The following is a 23,026-nucleotide window of genomic DNA, read 5'->3' as shown; positions in this document are numbered from 1 at the left end:
ATTAATCAGGCATGCGCCACAGGCGTCGGGTGTTCTCCCACTTTGCGCAGCAGCATTAAGAGATAAATAAACGATACGCTGGCGATCATAATAAACAGCAAATTGTCGGAGTAATTCTGCATCAGCATCGCGGTAAAGGTCGGTCCCAGCAGGCTGCCGATGGTATAGCTCAGTAACAACGCCTGGTTCATTGCCACTAACTGGTGGTGTTCAACTTTCTCACAGGCCCAGGCCATCGCGACCGGATAGAGCGTAAAACCTGCGGCACCCAGAATAAACAGCGCAGGCGCCATCGCCGCATTGCTGAGCATGGCGAGACAGCCCATGATCACCACAAAAACCTGAACACGCAGCACCAGCAGGCGACCAAAGCGATCGGCCAAGCGTCCAATCGGCCACTGACCGACAATCCCCGCACTCACCATCACCGCCATCCAGAAACCGATCCCGGAATCGCTGACGCCCTGATGGTTCAGATAAAGCGGCATCAGGCCATACAGTGAACCAAGCACAATTCCGGAGATAATACAGCCGTTAACGCCAAGGCGCGCCTGACGCAGTCTCAGCATTGGCCAGACGTGGGTTGCTTCCTGGTGTTCGCTGTTCTGGTTCACAATGCGCGTAAAGAGCAGCGGCAGGATTGCTGCCAGCACCATTCCCGTCACCCACGGCAAAACGCTCATCAGGTCGGTTGGCAGTTTGCTCACCATCAGTTGACCAAGCACGGTACCGATGTAATAAACCATCATATAGGCTGCCAGCAGGCGTCCGCGGTTACGTGACGTGCCGCTGCACATCAGCGCGCTTTCAACCACCACCCAAATCATCGCGCAACCCACTCCGGCGATAAAGCGCCATACCATCCAGCTCCAGAAGCCGACCATCAGGCCCAGCCCGGCACATCCGACAGCGAAGAGCAGCGAGGCCAGATAATAGCTGCGGTTAAAACCAAAGCGTTTAATCAGGCTTCCTGTAACCAGCGTACCCAGCAGGTTGCCAGTAAAAAAGGACGAGCTGACCATACCCACCTGCCAGGTCGGTAAGTTTTCATGGGCGAGCCACAGCGGGACGAGCGTATTTAACACTGCGATCGCCAGGGTCAGCAGAAGCAGGCCACAGAGCAATAAAAGCACTGGCCGGGTATAGATGGTCATGGATTAAAAACCGTGAGGAAGTTCAGATTTCGTGCGCATCATGCCACTGGCAAAAACAAAGTCAATCCACTGATTTCACCGCCACGCACGATATGTTCCCTGTCGATTTAAAAAACTTATCCTGCTAATGCAACGCCTGCTATAGATATGAATTATGTATCTGTTTTTATTTATTAATGCCCGAAGTGAAAACAAAACGTCAGTCGAAAAATTTCATGATTAAAATAAAAAAAGCCGGGCGCTCCGTCCCGGCTTTATCTCACCCACGGCAACGCTAACTGGCGACGGCCATACCTACGGTCATATGCAAACCGTAGAACACACCGCGGCCGATCAGTTCACCTGCGAGGACCAGCACAAAAGCCAGTGACAGGAGCGGCAGCGCGGGTTGATACCCCTTAAGCTGAGGCACAATCCAGCACACCAGTGCCGCCACCAGCAGTACCACGCGCCAGGCCATCAGCGAGCCGTATGCCGGCACCAGGGCAGACGCCTGCTGAACAGAGCTGTGAATGGTTGCCAGCTCCGCGCCCTGCATCAGGGTGACGACTGCGCTCACCACCAGCGCCAGCAGTGAAACGACAGGCAGCAAACGCATCGCCCAACCGTCAACACCCGCTACGCGCAGCAGCATGAAGCCAAGAAGCGGCCCACCAATAAACAGCGTCAGGAAGAAGCTCATCGGCGTCCAGATGCTGTACCAGGTCGGCACGGTGTCGATGGTGTTATAAACCCGCACCATCATCCACACAAACACCACGCCCAGCACCATCGTGACAATCAGCCACACGCTGCGCAGCCCTGCCGGCAACTTCTTCAGTGCTGCCAGCAGCCAACCCAGCCCACCCACAGCAAAGAAGATCGCCCCGCTGGCGATTTCATTACTGAGTGACGACGCGCCCACCCGGTTCAGGGAGTTGAACGCGCGCATTGGTGAGCCGAGGTGCAGCGTAGAGGCAATAAAGCCAATTCCCATCAGCACCCACAGGCCAAACATACTCAACACTAAACGTTGTTGTTGCTCAGCAGTAAGATTCCCTTTCAGCAGCGCCAGCGCGAGGACAATAAAACCGCCCGCCACACACTGCCCAAAGACCGTGAAGATCATCAGCGGCCATTCATGCCATCCACTTCCCATCTCACACCTCCTTCGGGTTTGCCAGGTAGCCGGTGGTATCCCCTGTCGGGCGGCTGTTGGCGTTAGGTTTAATCACGATGCTTGGCTTCGTGAAGTGCGCGGACGGCAGCGGCGCGACGGCTGCCAACTGACCATGTTTTTTACGCAACTCGTCGATAGGACCGAAGTCCAGCGCACGCAGCGGACAGGACTCCACGCAGATCGGCTTTTTGCCGTCTGCCACGCGAGTGTGGCAGCCGTCGCACTTGGTCATATGCCCTTTGGCGGCGTTGTACTGCGGGGCACCGTACGGACAGGCCATGTGGCAGTAGCGACAGCCGATGCAGACATCTTCATCCACCACCACAAACCCGTCGTCACGCTTGTGCATCGCCCCGCTCGGGCAGACCTTGGTGCAGGCCGGGTCTTCGCAGTGGTTGCAGGCAATCGACAGGTAGTAGGCAAACACGTTCTGGTGCCAGACACCGTTGTCTTCCTGCCAGTCACCGCCCGCGTATTCATAAATACGGCGGAAGCTGACGTCCGGGGTTAAATCTTTGTAATCCTTGCAGGCGAGCTCGCAGGTTTTGCACCCGGTGCAGCGGCTGGAATCAATAAAAAATCCATACTGGGTTGTCATCGGTTACTCCTTACACCTTTTCAACCTGAACAAGGTTCGTGTGGGACGGGTTGCCCTTCGCCAGTGGCGACGGACGCTGCGTGGTCAGTACGTTAATACTGCCTGCCTGGTCGATGCCATTCGCATCCGGGCTATACCAGGCCCCTTCCCCCAGCGCGACAACGCCAGGCATCATGCGCGGAGTCACCTTGGCTTCAATGTGTACCTCACCGCGACCGTTAAAGATGCGCACGCGGTCGCCATTGCTGATCCCACGGGCTTTGGCATCCATCGGGTTAATCCACATCTCCTGACGGCAGGCAGCTTTCAGTACGTCGACGTTGCCATAGGTGGAGTGAACACGCGCTTTGTAGTGGAAGCCGGTCAACTGCAGCGGGAATTTCGCGGTCAGCGGATCGTTGTAGTTTTCAAAGCCCGGCGTGTAGATCGGCAGCGGATCGATAACATCCCCTTCCGGCAACTCCCAGGTAGAGGCAATTTTTGCCAGCTCTTCTGAATAAATTTCAATTTTGCCCGATGGCGTGGTCAGCGGATTGGCCTGCGGATCGTCACGGAAAGCTTTGTACGCCACGTGGTGGCCTTCCGGATCACGCTGTTTGTACATCCCCTGCTCACGGAAGGTATCGAAATCCGGGAGGTCAGGGATCGCTTTGCGGGAGAGTTCATGCAGATGACGCATCCACCCTTCCTGCGTGCGCCCCTCGGTAAATTGCTGCTCAACGCCAAGACGTTTCGCCAGCTCAGAGGTCATCTCATAGATGGTTTTGCACTCAAAGCGAGGTTTAATGGCCTGATCGGTAAAGATGACATAGGACATGTTGCCGCAGGAGGCATCCAGCGCGAAATCCATCTGCTCAGAGGCCGTGCAGTCCGGGAGAATAATATCGGCATATTTTGCCGAAGAAGTCATGTGGCAGTCGATCACCACAATCATCTCGCACTTCTTGTCATCCTGCAGGATTTCATGGGTGCGGTTAATTTCAGAGTGCTGGTTGATGAGACAGTTTCCGGCGTAGTTCCAGATCATCTTGATCGGGACATCCAGTTTGTCCTTACCCCGCACGCCGTCACGCAGCGCAGTCATTTCCGGGCCGCGTTCAATGGCATCAGTCCACATAAACATGGAGATACTGGTCTGAACCGGGTTTTCCAGCGTCGGCATACGTTCAAACGGCACTTCATAGGAGCCTTCACGCGCACCGGTGTTACCGCCATGAATGCCCACGTTACCCGTCAGAATGGCGAGCATCGAAATGGCACGGGTGGCAATTTCACCGTTCGCATGACGCTGTGGACCCCAGCCCTGACTAATATAGGCCGGTTTAGCCGAGCCAATCTCGCGTGCCAGTTGAACAATACGGTCTACCGGAATTCCCGTGATGGTGGACGCCCATTCCGGCGTTTTGGCAATACCGTCGCTGCCCTGACCGAGAATATAGGCCTTATAGTGGCCATTAGCCGGCGCGCTGGCTGGCAATGTTTTCTCGTCATAACCGACGCAGTATTTATCGAGGAACGGCTGATCGACCAGATTTTCAGTGATCATCACCCACGCCAGCGCGGAGACCAGCGCAGCATCGGTGCCAGGACGAATCGGGATCCACTCATCTTCACGCCCTGCTCCGGTGTCGGTATAGCGCGGGTCGATAATAATCATGCGGGCATTCGATTTGGCGCGCGCCTGTTCGAGGTAGTACGTTACCCCGCCACCGCTCATGCGCGTTTCACCCGGGTTGTTGCCGAACAGCACCACCAGCTTACTGTTTTCGATATCAGACGGGCTGTTACCGTCTGCCCAGCCACCGTAGGTGTAGTTCAGACCGGCGGCAATCTGCGCCGAAGAGTAGTCGCCATAATGGTTCAGATAACCGCCGCAGCAGTTCATCAGACGGGCCACCAGCGTTTTTCCCGGTGGCCAGGAGCGGGTCAGCGTGCCGCCGAGCGTCCCGGTACCATAGTTCAGATAGATGGATTCGTTGCCGTAGTCTTTGATCAGACGCTGCATGTTCGTCGCGATGATGTCGTAGGCTTCATCCCAGCTAATGCGCTCGAACTTCCCTTCTCCACGCTTGCCAACGCGTTTCATCGGATACTTCAGGCGGTCCGGGTTATAAACGCGACGACGCATTGAACGGCCGCGCAGGCAGGCGCGGACCTGATGTAACCCCTCGTAGTTATCGTCCCCGGTATTATCGGTTTCGACATATTTAATCTCACCATCCACCACATGCATACGCAGTGGACAACGGCTACCGCAGTTTACGGTACAGGCACTCCACACCACTTTTTCCGGGGTGGCCGGGGACAGTGCATCCGCCGCCGACACCAGACGAGAAAAAGGGAGCGTAAAGGCGCTGCTGGCAACGGCCAGACCACCAATTGCCGTGGTTTTCATCAACCCACGGCGAGTGACCTCGGCAGCCATTAACGCTTCAGGCGCTTTGATTTTCATAGAGACTCACTTTGGTTGCTCACAAAGAAAAGAGAGGCGGCATAAGCCGCTATATAGTTTTATATATAACGAATGACTTCGTTATTGGTTTTTTATGCTGACTTTCATTCGGAGGAGTATTACTACTTTGGAGGGAGGGGTTATTGCGTCGTATCAATTCTAAGGTATAAAAAAAGCGCCCTGAGGCGCTTTTTTGTTTCACGTCAAATCATTAACCGATGTACTGCTGGCCTTTCATGTATGGACGCAGCACTTCAGGGATCTCAATACGACCGTCCGCCTGCTGATAGTTTTCCAGCACGGCAACCAGTGTACGACCGACAGCCAGACCAGAACCGTTCAGGGTATGCACCAGACGGGTTTTCTTGTCAGACTTGCTGCGGCAACGTGCCTGCATACGACGCGCCTGGAAATCCCAGACGTTAGAGCAGGAAGAGATTTCACGGTAGGTATTCTGCGCAGGAACCCAGACTTCCAGGTCGAAGGTTTTGCAGGCACCAAAGCCCATATCACCGGTGCACAGCGCCATACGACGGTACGGCAGACCCAGCAGCTCCAGCACTTTCTCAGCGTGGCCGGTCATCTCTTCCAGCGCGTCCATCGACTCTTCCGGGCGGACAATCTGCACCATCTCTACTTTGTCGAACTGGTGCATACGGATCAGACCACGCGTGTCGCGACCGTAAGAACCCGCTTCAGAACGGAAGCACGGTGAGTGTGCTGTCAGTTTGATTGGCAGGTCGTCTTCGTCGATGATCTCATCACGTACGAGGTTAGTCAGCGGCACTTCCGCAGTTGGGATCAGCGCGTAGTTGCTGCTGTCAGCTTCCTCATCCAGCGGACGGGTGTGGAACAGATCGCCGGCAAATTTTGGCAGCTGGCCAGTACCGTACAGCGTATCGTGGTTAACCAGATACGGGACGTAGGTTTCGCTGTAACCGTGCTGCTCGGTGTGCAGATCCAACATAAACTGCGCCAGAGCGCGATGCAGATGAGCAATCTGGCCTTTCATCACAACGAAGCGAGAACCGGTCAGCTTAACTGCGGCCGCAAAGTCCAGGCCGGCATGCATTTCGCCCAGGGTCACATGATCGCGAACCTCGAAATCGAACTCGCGAGGCGTGCCCCAGCGTTTCACTTCAACGTTGTCGTTTTCATCTTTACCGACAGGTACGCTATCGTCAGGAATGTTCGGGATCGCCAGCGCGATATCACGGATCTCGGCCTGAAGCACGTCCAGCTCCGCTTTCGCCTGATCCAGCTCTTCACCCAGTTTGTTCACTTCCAGGCGTAATGGCTCAATGTCTTCCCCGCGCGCTTTCGCCTGGCCGATGGATTTCGATCGAGAATTACGCTCTGCCTGCAGATTTTCAGTTTGTACCTGCAGAACTTTACGACGCTCTTCAAGAGCGCGCAGCTTATCTACATCCAGCTTAAAGCCCCGGCGTGCCAGTTTTTCAGCGACTGCGTCTGGCTCATTACGCAGCAGATTGGGATCGAGCATGCTTATCCTGTGCTTATCGAATTAAAATAGGAAAATGTGACCACAGCCTGCGGCCACAGGGATACATTGCCAACATTACCGCAACGATCGCACTAACGGTAGCGTTTTATAGGGCTATTTTGATCCTGTCCGGCGAGCCAGGCGAGCTTTTCGCCAATCTTGCCTTCAAGACCTCTGTTTGTGGGGTGATAATAGCGGGTTTGTGCCATCTCCTGCGGGAAATATTCCTCCCCGGCGGCGTAGGCATTGGGTTCGTCGTGGGCGTAGCGGTACTCCTGCCCATACCCCATCTCTTTCATCAGTTTGGTCGGCGCATTGCGCAGATGTACCGGCACGTCATAATCCGGGCGTTCACGAGCGTCGGACATGGCCGCTTTAAAGGCGGTATAGACAGCGTTACTTTTCGGTGCGCAGGCCAGATAAACAATCGCCTGAGCGATAGCACGCTCGCCTTCAGCAGGCCCGACGCGGGTAAAACAGTCCCAGGCCGAAATAGCCACCTGCATGGCGCGCGGGTCGGCATTCCCGACATCTTCAGAGGCAATCGCCAGGCAGCGACGGGCCACATACAGCGGATCGCCACCGGCGGTGATAATGCGGGCATACCAGTAAAGCGCCGCATCGGGCGCGCTGCCGCGCACGGACTTATGCAGTGCCGAAATTAGATCGTAAAACCGATCGCCTTTATTGTCGAAACGCGCGCTGCGCTCCCCGGCGATCTCGGTGAGCAACGCCGGTTTCAGTACCCGTTTGCCGGACGCATCCACTTCGGCCATATCGGCCATCATTTCCAGCGTATTGAGTGCCCGGCGGGCGTCGCCGTTAACCAGTTCAGCGATCGCCCGGCGCGTGTCGTCAGGCAGAACGATATCCTGCCCGCCGTAGCCGCGCGCGTTATCGTTCATCGCCTGCGTGAGAACCTGTTCAATATCCTCCACGGTCAGGGATTTGAGCAGGTAAACACGTGCACGGGAAAGCAGTGCGGAATTGAGCTCAAACGACGGGTTTTCGGTGGTGGCACCGATGAAGAAAATGGTGCCGTCTTCAATGTGCGGCAGGAAAGCATCCTGCTGGCTTTTATTGAAACGGTGAACTTCGTCGACAAAGAGAATGGTACGTCGCCCGGCATTGCGGTTTTGCCGCGCACGTTCAATCGCCTCGCGGATCTCCTTCACGCCGGACGTGACCGCCGAGATGCGCTCGACATCCGCGTTAGCATAGCGGGCGATAACTTCCGCGAGCGTGGTTTTGCCTGTACCGGGTGGCCCCCAGAGGATCATGGAGTGCAGATGCCCGGCCTCAATGGCACGCGGCAAGGGTTTCCCCGCAGCCAGCAGGTGTTGCTGGCCGGTGTACTGCGCTAAATTTTCTGGCCGCATACGAGCGGCCAGAGGTTGAAACGCATTCTCAGAAAAATCGAGCGACAGATTGCTCACTCATGCCTCTTACTTGTTGCGCTGATCGTCCACCGTTACGCCCTGCGGCGGGGTAAAGGTGAATTTAGACGCGTCAACCGCGCCATTTTGCTGGGTCTTGAGCTGGTAGCTGCTACGCTGGTCGTCCTGCTCAACCGCACCAAACTGATTGATGGTTCCGTTGGTGCTCACGTTGATGGTGAACTGTTTCAGGTTGCCATTACTGCCTTTCGGCGTCAGAACAAACTCATCACCATTCTGTTTGATGTTGTACTGCTGCCAGTCGCTGGACTGGTTACGCGCAATCAGCATAAAAGGCGTATTGCTGGTCGCGTCTTTCAGCCAGGTCGCAGTAGCCTGCTCGACAAACGGGTTGTAGAACCACAGGGTCTTACCGTCAGAAACCAGGATGCTCTCATCCGGCTGAGTCATATGCCAGTTAAACAGATTCGGGCGTTTTACCCACAAATCCCCCTGACCTTCCTGCACCGCATTGCCACTGCCGTCAGTCACTTTTTGCGTGAAGCTGGCGTGGAAACTGCTCACTTTATCCAGTCGGCTTTTAAGGTCGCTTGCCGCATCAGCCCAGACGCTGCTGGCGACAAAACTGGTGAGTAATGCACAGGCGATTGCGATTTTTTTCATTGTTATTCCTTAAAATACGTCATCCCGATATGGGGTTCTGCCCTCTATTGTGTACCTGCCCGAAGGCAGGCGACAGAAGAAAATGCTTAATTTTGGCTGATTTACCCTTCTTTGCAATCACTGAAGGTTAATCAAACGGCGGCGGTGCCAGCACCTCACGGTTACCGTTGTGCCCCTGCTCGCTCACAATGCCCTGCGCTTCCATCTGCTCGATGATGCGCGCTGCGCGGTTGTAGCCGATGCGGAACTGACGCTGCACACCCGAGATAGAGGCTTTACGTTTTTCGGTGACGAAGTTAACCGCCTGGTCGAATAACGGATCCAGCTCCTCGCCGCCGTCCAGGCCACCACCGCCGCCTTCGCTTTCGCTGTCGGAGGTAATGCCATCAACATATTGCGGACGACCGCGCGCTTTCCAGTCCTGCACCACGGCGTGAACTTCCTGGTCGCGAACAAATGCGCCGTGAACACGCACCGGAGAGGTGGAGTTCGGGCCAGAGTAAAGCATGTCCCCCATACCCAGCAGCGACTCCGCGCCACCCTGGTCGAGAATAGTACGCGAGTCAATTTTGCTCGATACGGTAAACGCGATACGGGTTGGAATGTTCGCTTTGATCAGACCCGTAATAACGTCCACAGACGGACGCTGCGTCGCCAGAACCAGGTGGATGCCGGCCGCACGCGCTTTTTGCGCCAGACGTGCAATCAGCTCTTCCACTTTTTTACCGACGGTCATCATCAGGTCAGCGAATTCATCCACCAGCACGACGATGTAAGGCAGTTTTTCCAGCACCGGATGTTGGGCATCCATGCTGTCGCCCGGTTTCCAGTAAGGGTCCGGAATCGGACGACCCATCCGTGCCGCCTCGGCGATTTTCTCGTTATAACCGGCAAGGTTACGCACGCCCAGCGCAGACATCAGCTTGTAGCGACGCTCCATCTCATTAACGCTCCAGCGCAGGGCATTGGCCGCGTCTTTCATGTCGGTAACCACTTCTGTCAGCAGATGCGGGATACCTTCATAGACCGACAGTTCCAGCATTTTCGGGTCGATCATGATGAAACGAACATCTTCCGGCTGCGCTTTATAGAGCATGCTGAGGATCATGGCGTTCACACCGACGGATTTACCGGAGCCGGTGGTACCTGCCACCAGCAGGTGAGGCATTTTTGCCAGATCGGCCACCACCGGCTCGCCCGCAATATCTTTACCCAGAACCACGCTCAGCGGTGACGGGTTGTCGCGGAACTTCGCGTTATCCAGGACTTCGCGCAGGTAAACGGTCTGACGTTTCTTATTCGGCAGTTCAAGACCGACGTAAGGTTTACCCGGAATAACCTCTACAACACGCACCGCCACGGTCGACAGAGAACGCGCCAGGTCACGGGAAAGGTTAGAAATACGCGCGGCTTTTACGCCTGGTGCCAGATTAAGTTCGAAGCGAGTGATCACCGGCCCTGGGGAGTAGTTGACCACATCAGCCTTGATACGGAAGTCCGCCAGACGCGCTTCCACCAGACGAGCCATCTGCTCAAGAGCAAAGGTATCGACCGGCTCGACTTCAGCCGGCGGTGGGGTTAACAGATCCAGCGACGGCAGAGGCGTGCTTGGACGCTGCAACGGACGGCTGTCGCCATTACGCATCAGCAGCGGGTGAATGAGACTCTCCTGCGGCTGTGCCTGAGGCTGCTGGAACTGCGGCGGCTGTGGTGGCTGCTGCGGTTGCGCGTAAGCCTGCGGCGCCGGTTGCTGCGGCTGTGCATACGCCTGCGGCGCCGGTTGCTGCGGCTGTGCATACGCTTGCGGTGCCGGTTGCTGCGGTTGTGCATACGCCTGCGGTGCCGGTTGTTGCGGCTGTGCATACGCCTGCGGCGCTGGCGCAGTCTGCGGACGCGTCGGTTCAGCGTCCGGCATCGCGCTCGGCGTGAACAGCGGCTCGCTCGGGCCATCATCAACCAGATCTTTCATTGGCGAGAATTCAAAATCCGACAGCGAGAACGGATTCGCTCCGGCGGGCTGCTCACCGGCATAACGCTGCTGCTGCGTGGCCGCGAACTGGCGCGCTAATTCCGCCTCAGCCGCGTCATCTTCGTCTTGTGGATGATGCACTTCATGCTGGTATTCTTCGCCATAGCGCTGATGCTGCTGCGCGGCGAACTGGCGCGCCAGTTCATCCTGATGCATTTCATCAACGTCATCTTCATACTCATTCTCGCGCGCTTTCTCCTCAGCCATACGCTGAGAAGGGAGCTTGATACCGTAGGAGGCCAGCTCACGCCGCGTTGGCACGCGGACACGGTTTGGGCGAGGTAACTGCGGGCCAATGCCCTCTTTCACCTGTGGACGTGGCGCACCGCCTGTGGCGAGGCTAAAGACCGGGGCAGCCGCGGCGGCTGCCGCTGTAGCCTGCTTCACGCTTTCAGCAACAGGTGCAACGGCAGGCGTTGGATCAACCGGAGGAACCGAAACAGAAGGTGCTTTGGTTACAGGCTCCTGCACCGGTTCAGGCACAGGCTGATACCAGGCCGTCAGCTGTTCACGCTCGCGGGCACGACGCTCTTCGACCTCTTCAAAATAGTACAATGGCGGACGAGACGGTTTCGCCTCTTCCACCACGCCAGGCTCTGGCTGAGGCGCTACGTATGGCTGTTCAGGTTCAATCGGCTCCGGCACGTACTCCTGATGAGGCTGTGCGGCAGGCTGCGCGTACTGCGGATATCCCTGAGGCTCATATGCCGGCTCCGGCTGATAAGGCTGCTGCCAGGCTTCCTGCTGGACAGGAACATAGCTCTCTGGCTCTGGCGCAATAACCGGCTCAGGCGTATGAACGCCAGGGGCGGTTTGCCACTCCACCTGAGGTTGCTGAATGGCGGATTCGGGTGGTGGAACCGGTGCTGAAGGCATCACCGCATCGGCTGGAGCGGCATACGCCTGTGAAGCCGTAGTGGCGGCGGCCGCTGCAGCGACCGGCTCGGTCACGGAGTGGCCATTTAACAGCGGGTCGTATTCATCAAACGCTCCCGGCGTGGCACGGTTGCCGGAGAAGAGCACATCGTTTGGATCGACAGCCGCACCGGCTGCACGATATTCAACCTGATCGTCTTCATCCATGCGTTTGCCGGAGAAGAGCGCCGCATCGGTTTTACGGCCTAGCGGGTTGGCAAATTTCTCGGCAACACGCTGACGACGCGCCAGCGCGCCGCGCATAATGCGGGCACGACGAGATTCGCGACGCTGAACGGGAGCATCGTCTTCCTCTTCGTACTCATCTTCATATTCATCTTCGTCAACCCACGTATCGTCGCGACGGGTACGGTTGCTGGCGAAGGTCAGGAGGGTGAGGATAAAGCTGCCGATCTTCTCAGCGATGCTCACCCACGACCAGCCGGTGAACAGCGTCAGTCCTGCCGCCCAGATGCAGAGCAACGCAAGCGTGCCACCGCTGCTGTGAAGCATGGGCTGTAGCGCAGAACTCAACAGGCTGCCGATCACCCCGCCAGAGGCGAAATACCAGATATCATCGGCGTTGATAGCCGCCAGCCCACACGAGGTGAGGATCAGCGCCAGTGCGCCAATCAGGCGCAGCGACACCGCGAAATAGTCGATATAGTCATCGTTTTGACGATGGCGCCAGGCAAACCAGCACCCGCCAATGATAATGACGGGAAGGGTGTAGGCCATCACCCCGAAAATGAAGAAGAGCGTATCTGCAAGCCAGGCGCCGGGAACACCGCCTAAGTTATGGATAGGCTCATGCCAGGCGGTTTGTGACCAACTGGGATCTGAGGGGTTGAAACTGAGTAGGGCTGCCATCAGCCAGACGGCAAAAAGGGCAATAACAATCAGCAAAGCCTCGAGGAGACGACGTCCGCTGCTTAGCTTCGATAATGTGACTTCTTTGTCTTCAGTGTATTCCTGGCTCAAGAAAGGCTCTCCAGGTATCAGGCATATCCTGCCTGTTTGCTAAAACGGACAACAGCGCCGGGTATCCCCGGCACTGTTGCTGTATGGATTAACAGGAGTGTAATCAAACTACACTGATTTTGCACCTGTTCCGTGTTAGCGCGTCTTAATAACCAGACGATTGCTCTGTTTGACTTCTTCCATCACCACATAGGTACGGGTGTCATTCACGCCCGGCAGACGCAGCAGGGTTTCACCCAGCAGCTTACGGTAGGCGGACATATCAGGCACACGGGTTTTCAACAGGTAGTCGAAATCACCGGATACCAGATGACACTCTTGAATTTCTTCAAGTTTTTGTACAGCGGCGTTAAATTGCTCAAACACATCCGGCGCACCACGATTCAGAGTAATCTCAACAAATACCAGAAGTGAGGCATCCAGATAATGCGGGTTCAACAGAGCCGTATAGCCCTGAATGAAACCCTGTCTTTCCAGTCGGCGCACACGCTCAAGGCACGGCGTCGGGGAAAGTCCCACACGTTTTGAAAGCTCGACGTTGGAAATACGCCCATCCTTTTGCAATTCATTAAGAATGTTACGATCGATACGGTCGAGATCTTTGCCAGGGCGCTTCTTGCTATCTACCATTATTATTGTCTCTCTGTATTCCTTCCCTACTCCTGCCTGGACCCTGTGCACATCACTGTTCAGAGCCTGTACCCGTTAGTCATCACATCGCCTGGTTATGTATTAGACGCGATGCGGATTCGGGTTCTGTTGGTAAGAAGACCGTTGCCCGAAGGCAGTCACCGATATCACGTATGGCGTCTGTCCACGCCATGCGTAGATTTCACTGACCCGGTAAAAATGGCATTTACGTGCATGCCTATGCGGCATGCGGTTAACGCGGTTTTTTTTCTTCCTTGAATGTTTTCGCAAAAGCGCAGGGGATTGTCAAAGCAAAACATCGATTTTTAGTACAACATGCCGGATATTCATTACGGCAGGGTATTAATCCTCATTTTATTGCCGTACAAACGAGCGAATTTCGGCGCAAAGCGTGATGTTATAGCGCTTAATTCATCGTCGCTGGCTATTGCACATATCGATATCAAAATTGCTGCGCTCTTTTTTTACGACAACAAATTCCCTACAATCCAGCCAAATGTCTGCCAACAACAATGGGGATCTCATGGGCACGGCCAAACACAGTAAGCTGCTAATTCTTGGTTCTGGACCTGCGGGATATACCGCGGCGGTCTATGCTGCACGCGCTAACCTGCAACCGGTTCTGATTACCGGCATGGAAAAAGGCGGTCAGCTGACCACCACCACGGAAGTGGAAAACTGGCCAGGCGACCCGAACGACCTGACCGGGCCGCTGCTGATGGAGCGTATGCACGAGCATGCGACGAAATTCGAAACCGAAATTCTGTTCGATCATATCAACAAGGTTGACCTGCAGAACCGTCCGTTCCGTCTGACGGGCGACAGTGGCGAGTACACCTGTGATGCGCTGATCATCGCGACCGGCGCTTCTGCTCGTTACCTCGGTCTGCCGTCTGAAGAAGCATTCAAAGGCCGTGGCGTCTCCGCCTGCGCAACCTGCGATGGTTTCTTCTATCGCAACCAGAAAGTGGCGGTTATCGGTGGCGGCAACACTGCCGTGGAAGAAGCCCTTTATCTGGCGAACATCGCCTCTGAAGTGCACCTGATCCACCGTCGTGACACCTTCCGCGCAGAGAAGATCCTGATCAAACGTCTGATGGATAAAGTGGCGAGTGGCAATATCGTGCTGCACACCAACCGTACCCTGGAAGAAGTCACGGGCGATCAGATGGGCGTTGCCGGTCTGCGTATTCGTGATACCCAGAACACCGATAACGTCGAAACGCTGGAAGTGGCGGGTCTGTTTGTGGCGATCGGTCACAGCCCGAACACCGCGATTTTCGAGGGGCAACTGGAGCTGGAAAACGGCTACATCAAAGTGCAGTCCGGTATTCACGGCAACGCGACCCAGACCAGCATTCCTGGCGTATTCGCTGCTGGCGATGTGATGGACCATATCTACCGTCAGGCGATCACCTCTGCTGGCACCGGCTGTATGGCCGCGCTGGACGCTGAACGCTACCTCGACGGGCTGGCGGAACAAGGTAAATAATCTTTACAAGTCAGTAACAAACGTAAATAAAGGCGGCGATAAGTCGCCTTTATTGTCTCTCCGTTGTAACATTGCGCTGCCCAACTTCTAATAACGTCACCTGCTAAGTACGCAATGGAAAAAACCCGTCAACAAGAGTTAACACGCTGGCTGAAACAGCAAAGCGTTCTTTCCCGCCGCTGGCTAACAATCTCCCGTTTTCTGGGGTTTGTCAGTGGTCTGTTGATTGTTGCCCAGGCATGGCTGCTGGCCCGCATTCTTAATCACATGATCATGGAGAACATTCCGCGCGAAGCGCTCCTGTTGCCCTTTATCGTCCTGATCCTGATTTTTGTTCTTCGTGCCTGGGTGGTCTGGCTGCGTGAGCGCGTGGGTTTTCACGCCGGACAGCATATCCGCTATGAGATCCGCCGTCAGGTGCTTGACCGCCTTCAGGAGGCCGGTCCGGCGTGGATCCAGGGTAAACCCGCGGGAAGCTGGGCGACGCTGATCCTTGAGCAGATTGACGATATGCATGACTACTATGCGCGCTATCTGCCACAGATGGCGCTAGCCGTCTTCGTTCCGTTGCTGATTGTCATCGCCATCTTCCCGGTCAACTGGATGGCAGCGCTGATCCTGCTGGGCACAGCCCCGCTGATCCCGCTGTTTATGGCGCTGGTGGGCATGGGCGCCGCGGACGCTAACCGACGTAACTTTCTGGCTCTGGGTCGCTTAAGCGGCCATTTCCTTGACCGTCTGCGCGGCATGGAAACGTTGCGCATTTTTGGCCGCGGTGAAGCGGAAACTGAAAATATCCGCCTCGCATCGCAGGATTTCCGTCAGCGCACCATGGAAGTGTTACGTCTGGCGTTCCTCTCCTCCGGCGTACTCGAATTCTTTACCTCGCTGTCGATTGCGCTCGTGGCAGTCTACTTTGGCTTCTCGTATCTCGGCGCGCTGGATTTTGGCCACTACGGCACGGCGGTGACCCTTTCAGCCGGTTTCCTTGCGCTGATACTGGCCCCCGAATTTTTCCAGCCGCTTCGCGATCTGGGCACCTTCTATCATGCAAAAGCGCAGGCCGTGGGCGCGGCTGACAGCCTGAAGACGTTTATGGAAACGCCACTGGCGCATCCGGAACGCGGTGACGTGACGCTGAACGCCAAAGAGCCGGTTACCCTTGAAGCGCGTGATTTCTCCATTCTGTCGCCTGAAGGCAACGTGCTGGCAGGCCCGCTTAACTTTACCCTTCCGGCCGGAAAACGTGTGGTGCTCGTAGGCATCAGCGGTTCAGGGAAAAGCTCTCTGCTCAATGCGCTATCGGGTTTTATGGCCTACACCGGATCGCTGCGGATCAACCAAACTGAACTGCGCGATCTCGATCCGCTTGCCTGGCGTAAACAGCTTAGCTGGGTGGGACAAAACCCTCAGCTTCCTGCCGCCACGCTGCGAGACAATGTGCTACTGGCTCGCCCGGATGCGCGTGACGATGAACTGCAATCCGTGCTCGACCGCGCCTGGGTCAGCGAGTTTCTGCCGCAGCTTCCGCAGGGTGTCGATACCGTTGTCGGTGACCAGTCTGCCGGCCTGTCAGTCGGTCAGGCCCAGCGTGTGGCGGTTGCCCGCGCGCTGCTTAACCCATGCCAGCTCATGCTGCTCGACGAGCCAGCAGCGAGCCTTGACGCACACAGTGAGCAACGCGTCATGGATGCCCTGAATGCGGCCTCGCGGCAGCAGACCACCCTGATGGTCACCCATCAGCTGGAAGGTATTGCTGACTGGGATCAGATCTGGGTCATGGAAAATGGTCATATTGTTGAGCAAGGCGATTACGCCTCTCTCGTTGCCGCGCAGGGCCCGTTTGCCACCCTGCTGGCAAACCGTCAGGAGGATATCTGATGCGTGCTCTGCTTCCCTATCTTGCGCTCTATAAACGCCATAAATGGATGCTGCTGCTGGGCATTGTGCTGGCGATTGTTACCCTGCTTGCCAGCATCGGTCTGCTTACGCTCTCCGGCTGGTTCTTGTCCGCTTCGGCCGTCGCGGGGTTCGCGGGTTTATACAGCTTTAACTATATGCTTCCTGCGGCAGGCGTTCGCGGCACCGCAATCACGCGTACTGCCGGACGTTATTTTGAGCGTCTGGTCAGCCACGACGCCACTTTCCGCGTGCTACAGCACCTGCGCATTTACACCTTCAGCAAACTGCTACCCCTCTCCCCTGCCGGGCTGGCACGTTTTCGTCAGGGTGAGTTACTCAACCGTGTCGTAGCCGATGTCGACACGCTGGATCACCTTTACCTGCGCGTCATCTCACCCATCGTGGGGGCGTTTGTGGTGATTGTGGTGGTCACGCTGGGGTTGTCGGTTCTGGACGTTCCCGTTGCGCTCACGCTGGGTGGCATCATGCTGCTGACGCTGATTATCCTGCCACCGCTGTTTTATCGTGCAGGTAAATCCACTGGCGAGAACCTGACGCGACTGCGCGGCGACTACCGACAACAGCTGACATCCTGGCTGCAGGGACAGGCGGAACTGACCATTTTTGGTGCCAGCTCGCGTTATCGCAGTCAAATGGAAAGCACTGAGCTGAACTGGCATGAAGCCCAGCGCCGCCAGTCGGAGCTGACGGCATTCTCCCAGGCGTTGATGATGTTAATCGGCGGCGTGGCGGTCATCGCCATGCTGTGGATGGCTTCAGGTGGTGTAGGTGGAAATACCCAGCCCGGCCCTCTGATTGCTCTCTTCGTTTTCTGCGCCCTGGCCGCGTTTGAAGCGCTGGCCCCGGTGACGGGCGCCTTCCAGCATCTCGGGCAGGTCATCGCTTCTGCCCTGCGCATCACTCAGATTGCCGAGCAGGAGCCGGAGGTTACGTTCAGCGGCGCTCAGACCGCCGTGCCGACGCAGGTTGCGCTGACCCTGGATAACGTCACCTTTGCCTATGAAAAACAGGCGCAAAACGCGCTGGAAGGGATCACGCTGTCTGTTAAAGCAGGCCAGCGGATTGCGCTCCTCGGTCGTACCGGTTGCGGTAAATCCACCCTTCTTCAGCTACTGACCCGTGCCTGGGATCCGCAGCACGGTCAGATTCAGTTTAACGATACGCCGCTGACCGACTTCAGCGAACAGACGCTGCGCAAGACCGTGAGCGTGGTTCCGCAGCGCGTGCACCTCTTCAGCGCGACGCTGCGTGATAACCTGCTGCTCGCGGCACCTCAGGCCTCCGACGATGATCTGCGCGCCATGCTGGAGCAGGTTGGGCTGCAAAAACTGCTTGAGAACGACGGGCTGAACGGCTGGCTCGGGGAAGGCGGTCGTCAGCTCTCCGGCGGCGAGTTGCGCCGTCTGGCGATTGCACGCGCGTTGTTGCACGATGCGCCACTGATGCTGCTTGATGAACCCACCGAAGGGCTGGATGCAACAACCGAGAGCCAAATCCTTGATTTACTGGCCCATGTTATGACCGGAAAAACCGTGCTGATGGTCACCCACCGCCTGCGCGGGCTGGCGAGTTTTGATCAGATAATTGTGATGGACAACGGACATATTATTGAGCAAGGTAGTCACACAGAACTGTTGGCGAAACAGGGTCGCTACTACCAGTTTAAACAGCGTCTGTAGACTATATTTGTACCGATCCTAACTCGCGTATTGGAGTTCTGCTGTCATGCGCCTGGTCCAGCTTTCTCGTCATAACATCGCGTTCCCTTCGCCGGAGGGAGCGCTGCGTGAACCTAACGGGCTGCTGGCCCTTGGCGGCGACCTCAGTCCTGCGCGGCTTTTGATGGCTTACCAGCGCGGCATTTTCCCGTGGTTTTCACCCGGCGACCCGATTTTATGGTGGTCGCCCGATCCCCGTGCCGTGCTGTGGCCGGCGCAGTTTCACCTGAGCCGCAGCATGAAGCGTTTCCATGCGAAATCACCCTACCGCGTCACCCTGAATCATGCCTTCGGTCAGGTCATTGAAGGCTGTGCCGAAGACCGTCATGAAGGAACCTGGATCACCCGCGATATCATTACCGCCTATCACCAGCTGCATGAGCTGGGTTTCGCGCACTCCATTGAAGTCTGGCAAGACGGTGAACTCGTCGGCGGGATGTATGGCGTTGCGCAGGGGACGCTGTTTTGCGGCGAATCGATGTTCTCCCGTGCCGTGAATGCCTCGAAAACCGCGCTGCTGATCTTCTGCCAGGAGTTTGCCCAGCGCGGTGGAAAACTGATGGATTGCCAGGTCCTCAATGAGCATACTGCCTCGCTCGGCGCGGTTGAAATCCCCCGCCGTCACTACATAGAACATCTGGACGTTTGCCGTCAGGAGAAGCTGCCGCGAGACTTCTGGGTACCAAGAACGCTCTTTATGCCCAATGCCTAAATGTTTTCCGCATATTTTTTGTGAGGGTGTTATAATTATGCCGCAGAGTAGGTTCTGCCTGTTGCCTCGCCGCCGTTTGGGTCCTCCGCTTCAGATAACGTCCTGACGTTTATCCTGTTGTATCCCCTTTACGAATGCGCTTTCCGTTCGGTTGTACCGTGACGCTTGGGCAATGCGCCGAAACTATTTTGCTGCGTTTTAAACGCGCAATTCTTTACTTAATTGATGAATTTCGGCATTATCTTGCCGGTTCAAAACTTGGTAGTGATACCCCAGAGGATTAGATGGCCAAAGAAGACAATATTGAAATGCAGGGTACCGTACTTGATACGTTGCCTAACACCATGTTTCGCGTAGAGCTGGAAAACGGTCACGTGGTAACTGCGCACATCTCCGGTAAAATGCGCAAAAACTATATCCGCATTTTAACGGGCGACAAAGTGACTGTTGAACTGACCCCGTACGACCTGAGCAAAGGCCGCATTGTCTTCCGTAGTCGCTAATTGTTTTCGCCTGTAATGGCAGATGAATATATAAAGGTCGGGTTAACCCCGGCCTTTTTTATTTAACGGTTTAATGCCGGGCAGGAAGATGTATTGTCATGCGGGGCTGCGCCGGCGTGATTAAATCCCCGGCCATGGAATGCGCCATCTCATGCAGCAATCCCGTCAGGTACGGCAGCATATCCCGATCAAAATGGGACACCAGCAGCACGTGGTTTACTGCCCGGCAGTAGTCGCACTTTGTTTCGGTATCTTCCAGTAGCCACGCTTTTTGTCGCGGTGGTTCAGCGTCCTCCTCAAATTCCACTATCTGAAAATCACGCATTGATTCTGTGAGTCCGGTTTTGACCTCTTCCAGATACGCGCCTAAACAGCGGCACACGGGCTGCGTTTGCGGGTGGGCGTTGCAGTCCAGCAGAATTTCGGTGAGCAGCATGCAGCGCCCGGCCAAGGTCGGGAGATCGGGGTTGAGGGAGAGTTCGCTGTAGAGCTGGGAGAAACAGTTTTCTGTATTCATTGGGTAATACCTTCACACACGTTGAGTTACCACCGCAGGAAACGCCAGGTTCGCTGGCGGCGGACGAAAAGGAATTGGCGTACCAGTGTGTGTGCTACTGGCGCTTCAAAAGAAGCTTCCGATTCGCCCGCCAGATGCAGAATTATACCCTTTTCCTTAGGGCGAACGAAGCCTGCAGCAATGGTGCTGCTCACACACTTACAGGACGCCAATCCTGACACCTGATTTTGCAGGTGCGCCGCCATTCTAGGACTGTGAATTTATACAGCAATGAGTGAGATGAAAATATGGAAAGCGCCTCGCAAAGTTTCGGTGCGAGCAGGCATAAAAAAACCGGGCAGTGAGTTGCCCGGTTTTTAAGACTAATGCAGGAAATCAGTGAGCCGCTTCCGGCTTGTGCTTCTGCGCACTCTGGAAATCGTACGTCAGCTCATTCTTCTCCTGGTCCAGCGCGACCGTCACCTGACCGCCGTCTACCAGCAAGCCAAACAGCAGCTCGTTCGCCAGCGGTTTCTTCAGGTTGTCCTGAATCACACGCGCCATTGGACGGGCACCCATCGCACGGTCGTAGCCTTTCTCAGCCAGCCAGTTGCGGGCCTCCTGGCTCACTTCCAGCGACACGCCTTTCTGATCCAGCTGAACCTGCAGTTCGACGATGAACTTATCCACTACCTGATGGATAACCTCGGTAGAGAGGTGATCGAACCAGATGATGTTGTCCAGACGGTTACGGAACTCCGGCGTAAAGATCTTCTTGATCTCTTCCATCGCATCGGTGCTGTTATCCTGATGGATAAGGCCGATAGATTTGCGCTCCGTTTCACGTACACCGGCGTTGGTGGTCATTACCAGCACTACGTTGCGGAAGTCCGCCTTGCGCCCGTTGTTATCGGTCAGCGTCCCGTTGTCCATCACCTGCAGCAGGATGTTGAACACGTCCGGGTGCGCTTTCTCAATTTCATCGAGCAGCAGTACCGCGTGCGGATGCTTGATCACCGCGTCGGTTAACAGACCGCCCTGGTCAAAGCCCACATAGCCCGGAGGCGCACCAATCAAACGGCTGACGGTGTGACGCTCCATGTACTCGGACATATCAAAACGCAGCAGCTCAATGCCCAGCGCTTTGGAGAGCTGAACCGTTACCTCGGTTTTCCCCACACCGGTCGGACCGGCGAACAGGAAGGAACCGACAGGCTTATGTTCATGCCCCAGTCCGGCACGGGCCATCTTGATGGCTTCGGTCAAAGCCTCAATGGCTTTATCCTGCCCAAAGACCAACATTTTCAGGCGATTGCCAAGGGTGCGCAGCGTGTCACGGTCGCTCTGAGAAACACTCTTCTCAGGGATACGCGCGATACGGGCCACCACGGTCTCGATATCCGCCACGTTAACGGTTTTCTTACGCTTGCTGGCTGGCATCAGACGCGCACGCGCCCCTGCCTCATCAATCACGTCAATGGCCTTATCCGGCAGATGACGATCGTTGATGTATTTCACCGCCAGCTCCACCGCCGCACGTACCGCTTTGGCGGTATAACGCACATCGTGGTGTGCTTCGTACTTCGGTTTCAGACCGTTGATGATCTGCACGGTTTCTTCAACAGAGGGTTCAGTCACATCGATTTTCTGGAAGCGACGCGCCAGGGCACGATCTTTCTCAAAGATGTTGCTGAACTCCTGATACGTTGTGGAACCAATCACGCGGATCTTACCGCTGGAGAGCAGCGGTTTGATCAGGTTAGCGGCATCCACCTGGCCACCCGAGGCCGCACCGGCACCGATGATGGTGTGGATCTCATCGATAAACAGAATGCTGTTGGTGTCCTGCTCAAGCTGTTTCAAAAGCGCCTTAAAGCGTTTTTCAAAATCGCCGCGGTATTTAGTGCCCGCCAGCAGCGAGCCAATGTCCAGCGAGTAGATGGTGCAATCGGCAATCACTTCCGGTACGTCGCCCTGCACAATACGCCAGGCGAGACCCTCGGCAATCGCGGTTTTACCGACGCCGGATTCACCCACCAGCAGCGGGTTGTTCTTACGGCGACGGCACAATACCTGGATCGCGCGCTCCAGCTCTTTATCGCGACCAATCAGCGGATCGATACCGCCAACGCGAGCAAGCTGGTTGAGATTGGTGGTGAAGTTTTCCATACGATCCTCCCCGCCTGCTTGCTCTTCATTGTTATTGACCTGATTGCTGGAATCCGATGCCTGGTTCGGCTCGTCTTTACGCGTTCCGTGAGAGATAAAGTTAACCACGTCGAGTCGGCTGACTTCGTGTTTGCGCAGCAGGTAGGCAGCCTGTGACTCCTGCTCGCTGAAGATGGCGACCAGCACATTTGCGCCCGTCACTTCGCTACGTCCGGAAGACTGGACGTGGAAGACCGCACGCTGCAACACGCGCTGGAAGCTGAGCGTCGGCTGTGTGTCGCGCTCTTCTTCACTGGCTGGCAGCACCGGTGTGGTTTGTTCGATGAAGGCTTCGAGTTCCTGACGTAGCGCCACCAGATCCACGGAGCAGGCTTCCAGCGCTTCGCGGGCAGATGGGTTGCTAAGCAGTGCGAGCAGTAAATGCTCGACGGTCATAAACTCATGTCGGTGCTCACGCGCTCTGGCGAAAGCCATATTTAAACTGAGTTCCAGTTCTTGATTGAGCATAGG

Annotated in this window: 16 protein-coding genes; 5 read left to right on the top strand and 11 right to left on the bottom strand. The window is 56.0% G+C overall.

All coding sequences use genetic code 11. From position 1 onward, the window contains the following. Window positions 1–5: 5 nt before the first annotated feature. The 9 genes from AB6731_RS11845 to lrp form a co-directional block, all read right to left on the bottom strand. Window positions 6–1,154 carry an MFS transporter gene (locus AB6731_RS11845; protein ID WP_014169376.1) on the bottom strand — a complete coding sequence of 383 codons (1,149 nt, stop codon included), beginning with the start codon at window positions 1,152–1,154 and terminating at the stop codon, window positions 6–8. A 274-nt stretch (window positions 1,155–1,428) separates the two neighbouring features. After that, window positions 1,429–2,292 carry a dimethyl sulfoxide reductase anchor subunit family protein gene (locus tag AB6731_RS11840; RefSeq protein ID WP_014169375.1) on the bottom strand — a complete coding sequence of 288 codons (864 nt, stop codon included), beginning with the start codon at window positions 2,290–2,292 and terminating at the stop codon, window positions 1,429–1,431. 1 nt (window position 2,293) lies between these two features. Next, window positions 2,294–2,911, bottom strand: coding sequence for a DMSO/selenate family reductase complex B subunit (locus AB6731_RS11835; protein ID WP_014169373.1), 618 nt, complete (start codon window positions 2,909–2,911; stop codon window positions 2,294–2,296). Window positions 2,912–2,921: 10 nt separating this feature from the next. Further along, a complete protein-coding gene (gene dmsA / locus AB6731_RS11830) occupies window positions 2,922–5,363 on the bottom strand; it encodes a dimethylsulfoxide reductase subunit A (protein ID WP_181240104.1) in 2,442 nt (813 codons plus the stop codon). 211 nt (window positions 5,364–5,574) lie between these two features. Beyond that, complete coding sequence (gene serS / locus AB6731_RS11825; RefSeq protein ID WP_008499983.1) at window positions 5,575–6,867, bottom strand: serine--tRNA ligase; 1,293 nt, start codon at window positions 6,865–6,867, stop codon at window positions 5,575–5,577. A gap of 92 nt (window positions 6,868–6,959) precedes the next feature. Further along, window positions 6,960–8,303: a replication-associated recombination protein RarA gene (gene rarA / locus AB6731_RS11820; protein WP_371006394.1), complete on the bottom strand. Its 1,344-nt coding sequence runs from the start codon at window positions 8,301–8,303 to the stop codon at window positions 6,960–6,962. A 9-nt stretch (window positions 8,304–8,312) separates the two neighbouring features. After that, window positions 8,313–8,927 (bottom strand): outer membrane lipoprotein chaperone LolA, encoded by a 615-nt coding sequence (lolA, locus tag AB6731_RS11815; protein ID WP_014169368.1) that lies wholly within the window; start codon window positions 8,925–8,927, stop codon window positions 8,313–8,315. Window positions 8,928–9,054: 127 nt separating this feature from the next. After that, complete coding sequence (gene ftsK / locus AB6731_RS11810; protein ID WP_371006393.1) at window positions 9,055–12,852, bottom strand: DNA translocase FtsK; 3,798 nt, start codon at window positions 12,850–12,852, stop codon at window positions 9,055–9,057. A 135-nt stretch (window positions 12,853–12,987) separates the two neighbouring features. Next, entirely contained in the window at window positions 12,988–13,482 is a 495-nt protein-coding gene (gene lrp / locus AB6731_RS11805; RefSeq protein WP_000228469.1) for a leucine-responsive transcriptional regulator Lrp, read from the bottom strand. A gap of 544 nt (window positions 13,483–14,026) precedes the next feature. Between lrp and trxB the strand changes: the two genes are divergently transcribed. From trxB to infA, 5 genes are all read left to right on the top strand, one after another. Next, a complete protein-coding gene (gene trxB / locus AB6731_RS11800) occupies window positions 14,027–14,995 on the top strand; it encodes a thioredoxin-disulfide reductase (RefSeq protein ID WP_025204565.1) in 969 nt (322 codons plus the stop codon). A 114-nt stretch (window positions 14,996–15,109) separates the two neighbouring features. Further along, complete coding sequence (gene cydD, locus AB6731_RS11795; RefSeq protein ID WP_020884832.1) at window positions 15,110–16,876, top strand: cysteine/glutathione ABC transporter permease/ATP-binding protein CydD; 1,767 nt, start codon at window positions 15,110–15,112, stop codon at window positions 16,874–16,876. Further along, complete coding sequence (gene cydC / locus AB6731_RS11790) at window positions 16,876–18,597, top strand: cysteine/glutathione ABC transporter ATP-binding protein/permease CydC (protein WP_371006392.1); 1,722 nt, start codon at window positions 16,876–16,878, stop codon at window positions 18,595–18,597. Before cydD ends, cydC begins: the two co-directional genes overlap by 1 nt. A 46-nt stretch (window positions 18,598–18,643) precedes the next feature. Further along, a complete protein-coding gene (gene aat, locus AB6731_RS11785; protein ID WP_014169362.1) occupies window positions 18,644–19,348 on the top strand; it encodes a leucyl/phenylalanyl-tRNA--protein transferase in 705 nt (234 codons plus the stop codon). 284 nt (window positions 19,349–19,632) lie between these two features. After that, on the top strand, window positions 19,633–19,851 hold the full coding sequence (gene infA / locus AB6731_RS11780; protein WP_002211347.1) for a translation initiation factor IF-1: 219 nt from the start codon (window positions 19,633–19,635) through the stop codon (window positions 19,849–19,851). A 70-nt stretch (window positions 19,852–19,921) separates the two neighbouring features. Here the strand turns inward: infA and AB6731_RS11775 are convergent, their stop codons facing one another. Both AB6731_RS11775 and clpA read right to left on the bottom strand, forming a co-directional pair. After that, on the bottom strand, window positions 19,922–20,368 hold the full coding sequence (locus AB6731_RS11775) for a hypothetical protein (protein WP_181240107.1): 447 nt from the start codon (window positions 20,366–20,368) through the stop codon (window positions 19,922–19,924). A 375-nt stretch (window positions 20,369–20,743) separates the two neighbouring features. Then, window positions 20,744–23,023, bottom strand: coding sequence for an ATP-dependent Clp protease ATP-binding subunit ClpA (gene clpA / locus AB6731_RS11770; protein WP_020884836.1), 2,280 nt, complete (start codon window positions 23,021–23,023; stop codon window positions 20,744–20,746). Between the last annotated feature and the right edge of the window lie 3 nt (window positions 23,024–23,026).

It is taken from the genome of Enterobacter sp. RCC_40 (assembly GCF_041360735.1).
GTDB classification, from domain to species: Bacteria; Pseudomonadota; Gammaproteobacteria; order Enterobacterales; family Enterobacteriaceae; genus Enterobacter; species Enterobacter ludwigii.
This window is presented reverse-complemented; position numbering and strand designations above follow the sequence as displayed.

Coding starts and splice junctions, on each gene's coding strand:
- infA (WP_002211347.1), top strand. CDS start 19,633: ATGGCCAAAGAAGACAATATTGAAATGCAGGGTACCGTACTTGATACG.
- cydC (WP_371006392.1), top strand. CDS start 16,876: ATGCGTGCTCTGCTTCCCTATCTTGCGCTCTATAAACGCCATAAATGG.
- trxB (WP_025204565.1), top strand. CDS start 14,027: ATGGGCACGGCCAAACACAGTAAGCTGCTAATTCTTGGTTCTGGACCT.
- dmsA (WP_181240104.1), bottom strand. CDS start 5,363: ATGAAAATCAAAGCGCCTGAAGCGTTAATGGCTGCCGAGGTCACTCGC.
- lrp (WP_000228469.1), bottom strand. CDS start 13,482: ATGGTAGATAGCAAGAAGCGCCCTGGCAAAGATCTCGACCGTATCGAT.
- AB6731_RS11835 (WP_014169373.1), bottom strand. CDS start 2,911: ATGACAACCCAGTATGGATTTTTTATTGATTCCAGCCGCTGCACCGGG.
- aat (WP_014169362.1), top strand. CDS start 18,644: ATGCGCCTGGTCCAGCTTTCTCGTCATAACATCGCGTTCCCTTCGCCG.
- AB6731_RS11840 (WP_014169375.1), bottom strand. CDS start 2,292: ATGGGAAGTGGATGGCATGAATGGCCGCTGATGATCTTCACGGTCTTT.
- cydD (WP_020884832.1), top strand. CDS start 15,110: ATGGAAAAAACCCGTCAACAAGAGTTAACACGCTGGCTGAAACAGCAA.
- lolA (WP_014169368.1), bottom strand. CDS start 8,927: ATGAAAAAAATCGCAATCGCCTGTGCATTACTCACCAGTTTTGTCGCC.
- AB6731_RS11845 (WP_014169376.1), bottom strand. CDS start 1,154: ATGACCATCTATACCCGGCCAGTGCTTTTATTGCTCTGTGGCCTGCTT.
- clpA (WP_020884836.1), bottom strand. CDS start 23,023: ATGCTCAATCAAGAACTGGAACTCAGTTTAAATATGGCTTTCGCCAGA.
- serS (WP_008499983.1), bottom strand. CDS start 6,867: ATGCTCGATCCCAATCTGCTGCGTAATGAGCCAGACGCAGTCGCTGAA.
- AB6731_RS11775 (WP_181240107.1), bottom strand. CDS start 20,368: ATGAATACAGAAAACTGTTTCTCCCAGCTCTACAGCGAACTCTCCCTC.